Source organism: Zhongshania sp., from assembly GCF_041623545.1.
In the GTDB taxonomy this organism is placed as follows: domain Bacteria; phylum Pseudomonadota; class Gammaproteobacteria; order Pseudomonadales; family Spongiibacteraceae; genus Spongiibacter.
The window spans coordinates 1-3,003 of the sequence record NZ_JBFJWS010000357.1; the positions used below are offsets into that span (position 1 = coordinate 1).

The following is a 3,003-nucleotide window of genomic DNA, read 5'->3' on the forward strand; positions in this document are numbered from 1 at the left end:
CGCTTCTGGGAACCAGAATTCGAAGGTTCCGATTTGAATTTAGCAGGCTGGACCAAAAAAATTACCGGCAAGCCCACTATTAGTGTCGGCAGTGTTGGTCTCGACCAGGAGTTTATCTCTGCGTTTCGCGGCGAAGGAGCGGGTGTTGCCAACATCGATAATTTGCTCGAAAAAATGAACCGCAATGAGTTTGATCTAATTGCAATTGGCCGCGCCTTACTCGCCAATTCTGACTGGGTGAATAAAATTAAACACGGTCAAATCGATCAACTCCAACCCTTCACGATAGAGCATGTTGGGCAACTCTCGTAGAGACGCAGTAAAAGGGCTAGCCATGCCGCAATGTGCGGCTAGCCCCGTTATATGTATTTTTAATACTTGTTATGTGTTTATGTAAGCATTCGCTAATTTCAGCGATGAGCCCTAAAACTCGGTGTGAACATGAACTATAAAATTATCGGTATTGTGTTGGTTGTCGGCGGTGTTGCATTAAGCCTATGGGGCTACAACATCTATGATTCTGCCAGCTCGCAAATTAGCCGTGCACTAAACGGTGAAACGCCTCTTGAGGCATGGGCCGGTATGGTCGGCGGTGCAATCAGTGTTTTACTTGGCCTCGCGCGCTTAAAGTGAATACGCTCTGAACTTCACAGCCGTACAAGCCAGACCGCTAAGCTCCCCGAAGCTATCGCTCGCAAAAGCGCTCTGCGCTGCCCTGCTCCAGCACCACACACAACGCAGGCCACCACAAATTTGAACTACACTGCTTTACAGCCTTTTGTAATTAGCGCAACGCTCTATGGATGAGGACGAAACGAATGACGACATTCACTTTAAACGGCAAGAAGATCTCCTCCACCGCGCCAGCAGACACACCACTACTATGGGTGATTCGCGATGAATTTGGCCTTAAGGGCACCAAGTTTGGCTGCGGCATTGCCATGTGCGGCGCCTGCACCGTGCACATGAACGGCAATCCGATGCGCTCCTGCTCAATACCGCTAGGGGCCGTGGGCAATGCCGACATCCGCACCATTGAAGGACTCGAGGCCCGTCACCCCCTACAACAGGCCTGGGTAGAAGAACAGGTACCCCAGTGCGGTTACTGTCAGTCTGGCCAGATTATGCAGGCCGCCTCCTTGCTTGCAAGCAAAGCCAACCCAAGCGATGAGGAAATAGTCCAGCATATGTCAGGTAATTTGTGCCGCTGCATGTCGTATGCGCGCATTAAGCGTGCAATAAAAAGTGCAGCTCAGAGCAGCGACGGCGTCATTCAAATATACGACCCCAAGCGGCAAACCATCGTCGACAACACCCACACTGACGAACAGGGAGTAAGCTAAGATGTCACGGATCACCAACGACAAAAATGCAGCCTACAGCCGCCGTCAGTTTTTAATTGGCTCGACAAGCGCAGGACTGATGTTGGCCTTTGCGCCGAGTAGCGTCCTTGCGGGAAATACCTCGGCCTCCGAGCGCTTACAAAACAAGCAGTTTAACCCAACGATCTGGTTTGAGATTGACCAGAGCGGCGCCATTCTAGTCAACGTAACCCGTGCCGAGATGGGCCAACACGTTGGCACGGCACTCGCGCGGATCCTTGCCGATGAGCTCGGCGCCGACTGGAACCGAGTGAGCTTCAAGCATGTGGATACCGACCCTAAATGGGGTTATATGGTTACCGGCGGTTCATGGTCGGTATTCCAGTCATATCTGCCGATGTCCCAAGCTGGGGCGGCGGGTCGCGAAGCACTGATAGGCGCTGCGGCCACACTACTTGGCGTTGCCGCCAAAGACTGTCGCACCGAGAACAGCCAAGTCATTTGCGGGAGTAAACGCTTGGACTTTGCCGAGATTGTTAAACGCGGCAAGATCGACAAAACTTATACCAGCGACGAGCTTGCCGCGTTTTCGCCCAAACCGGCAGCAAAACACACCCTCATTACCAAGCCCAGCAAGGCCCTGGATATTCCCGCCAAATCTACCGGCGAGGCACATTACGGGATCGACGCTGAACTCGACGGCATGATCTATGCGCGCCCTTTAATTCCGCCTACGCGCTATGGCTCGTCAATTATCAAAATCGACGACAGCGCGGCGAAAAAAGTAAAGGGCTACATCGGTTACAAAATACTGCAAGACCCCGCCGACGTATTGCAAGGTTGGGTCTCGGTGTTAGCCGACACCTACTACGGTGCGATCAAGGCCGCCGATGCAGTCAAAGTGAACTATAAAGCAGGCGAAACTGCCGAGGTCAGCGAGCAAGACCTCATCGCTGAAGGCGAGCGCTTAGTCGCCGACAAGTCCTCTGGTGGGCTATTTGTAGAACATGGCAATATCGACAACGCCGCCAAGCAGGCAAAAAAATCGATTGAAGGTCTGTACCGCACCTCCTCGGTTCTGCACTTTGCCCTAGAGCCGGTCAACGCCACTGTCGAGTTTAAAGACGGGATTTGCCATGTGTATACCGGCAACCAGTGGCAGTCACTGTTTCTGCCCGTTGTCGCCAAGTCTGTCGGCCTTAGTGAAGACAAGGTGATCATTCACCAACACTACCTCGGCGGTGGTTTTGGCCGACGCTTGGCAGGCGACTATATGTTGCCCGCCGCGCTAACGGCTCAGGCCACCGGCAAGCCGGTAAAGTTGGTTTTCACCCGCGAAGATGACTCCCGCTTTGACTGCATTCGTTCACCCTCGGTGCAGCATTTCGCTGCCTATTGGGACGCCGACGACGCGCTACAGGGCATTGAACACGCCGCCGCTGCAGGCTGGCCGACATTGACTATGGCGCCCGGATTCATGCCCGACAGCGTCGACAAAAAAACCAAAGTCGACAGTTTTTCCATTAGCGGCGCCGACCACTGGTACAGCCTTAACAACCACCGAGTTCGAGCTATAAATAATACCCTAGCCCAAAAAACCTTTGTGCCCGGTTGGTTGCGTGCCGTAGGGCCAGGTTGGATTGGCTGGGGGGTAGAGTCTTTTATGGATGAGGTAGCCCAC

3 protein-coding genes and 1 pseudogene are annotated in these 3,003 nt (G+C 53.4%); all 4 read left to right on the forward strand.

Features of this window, described 5'->3' with window-relative positions:
- Window positions 1-312, forward strand: a pseudogene (locus ABYT30_RS17790) (12-oxophytodienoate reductase); the annotation flags it as partial.
- A gap of 129 nt (window positions 313-441) precedes the next feature.
- Complete coding sequence (locus tag ABYT30_RS17795; protein WP_373084871.1) at window positions 442-633, forward strand: DUF3185 family protein; 192 nt, start codon at window positions 442-444, stop codon at window positions 631-633.
- Between the two features lie 185 nt (window positions 634-818).
- Window positions 819-1,343, forward strand: coding sequence for a (2Fe-2S)-binding protein (locus ABYT30_RS17800; protein ID WP_373084482.1), 525 nt, complete (start codon window positions 819-821; stop codon window positions 1,341-1,343).
- A gap of 1 nt (window position 1,344) precedes the next feature.
- On the forward strand, window positions 1,345-3,003 hold a 1,659-nt coding region (locus tag ABYT30_RS17805), incomplete at its 3' end, for a molybdopterin cofactor-binding domain-containing protein (protein WP_373097830.1).

Coding starts and splice junctions, on each gene's coding strand:
- ABYT30_RS17795 (WP_373084871.1), top strand. CDS start 442: ATGAACTATAAAATTATCGGTATTGTGTTGGTTGTCGGCGGTGTTGCA.
- ABYT30_RS17800 (WP_373084482.1), top strand. CDS start 819: ATGACGACATTCACTTTAAACGGCAAGAAGATCTCCTCCACCGCGCCA.